At 77.9% G+C, this 1546-nt stretch carries 1 pseudogene; it reads right to left on the minus strand.

The annotated features are described in order from the left end of the window. Positions 1-229: 229 nt before the first annotated feature. Positions 230-1465, minus strand: a pseudogene (locus tag CNO22_RS26915) (DUF6049 family protein); the annotation flags it as partial. Positions 1466-1546 lie beyond the last annotated feature (81 nt).

The following is a 1546-nucleotide window of genomic DNA, read 5'->3' on the forward strand; positions in this document are numbered from 1 at the left end:
AGATGTGTATGAGAGCCAGGGGCGGCGGGGGGTGGCGGCACGGGGGGCAGCGGACGGCGCTGCTGCTCTCCCACTCCTCGACCGCTCACGAGTCCGCCTCGCTGACGCTCGGCGGCCGCGTTCGCGGGGGTGCTGTGTCCACCGGGTGAGCTCGCACGCTCGCTGCTGTGTCCACCGGGTGAGCTCGCACGCTCGCTGCTGTGTCCACCGGGTGAGCTCGCACGCTCGCTCACACCGGGCTCCGCGTGGGTGGCAGCGGGACGGCCGCACCCTCGGGCGCCGGGCCGCCGGGCAGGTCGCCGTCCTCGTCGCCGGGGGTGCCGCGCCGACGGCGCAGCAGGTAGCGCACCAGCCGGCGCAGGAAGAGCAGCCCGAGCAGCGCCGCCGCGCCGATGGTGATGATGACCGAGATCGACCCGTACGCGGTGCTCTGCACCTGCAGCTGCACCGGGTCGCCCAGCGGTGCGCCGTCCGGGGTGGTGAGCGTGGCGGCGACGCCGAAGCGGCCGGACTGGCGCACCTCGGTCGGCACCTGCAGCGTGGTCCGCTGCTCGGGGCCGAGCACCTGGTCGCCGAGGTCCCCCACCGACAGCGAGTTGCCGCGGGTCTGCACCCGCAGCTGGACGCGCAGGGCGAAGGGCAGGTCGTTGCGCACGGTGAGCACCAGCGGGGCGTCGCTGGAGGCGAGGCTGTAGGTGCCGTTGGCCGGGGCGAGGAGGGTGACCCGCTCGGTCAGCCGGTCCAGCACCGTCCGCAGGTCCGCCGCGGCCGCGGCGAAGCCGGCGGGGTCGTCCCGCCACGCGGCGGAGGTGGTGCGGGCGGTCGCGGCGTCCCAGCGCGTCAGCGCCGCGTCGGGGTCGCCGACGACGGCACTGGCCAGCTGGTTGCGGATCGCCACCGCGGCGGCGACGTCGGTCAGCCCGGCGGCCTCGAGGCCGCCGGGCTTCTCGGGGGTCACCAGCTCGCCGGTGCCGGTGGTCGGACCGTTGCCGAGCTCGGCCACGGTGGCCGGCCGCAGCCAGGGGAACTGGGCGGAGGCGGCCATCATCGCGCTCACGCCGGAGGGGTCGGCGTCGACCTCGCGCGGCGGTGCCACCAGCACGCTCTGCTGCGCGGTCGCGCCGCCGGGCTGCAGGCCGAGCAGCGCGAGCTCGGCGATCGAGCGCTGCTCGGCGGCCCGGCTGCCCCCGGGAGCCCGCGGCGCGGCGCCCGCGAGGTCGCCGAGCGCGGGGTCGGCGACCAGCGCCGTCACCTCGCCGTCCCCGGTGGGGACCGTCGTCCGGGCCGCGGCCGGGCCCTGCAGGCCGAGCGCGGCCGCCCCGCCGGTGAGCCCGCCCGGGGGGAGCACGACCTGCTCGATCCCGCCGTCCTGCAGCACGTCCAGCGTCTCCGGGCGCAGCGCGCCCCCGACCGCCCAGGCCAGGTCGGTGCGGGCGTCGACGCCCAGCACCTCGCGGAGGATGTCGGCGCCGGCGGTCCCGTCGGCCTCGGCCTCGGCCGGGGCGCCGGTCGGGGGCGCGGCGGGGGCCGCCTCTTATACACATCT

The organism is Geodermatophilus chilensis, from assembly GCF_002802985.1.
Classification (GTDB): domain Bacteria; phylum Actinomycetota; class Actinomycetes; order Mycobacteriales; family Geodermatophilaceae; genus Geodermatophilus; species Geodermatophilus chilensis.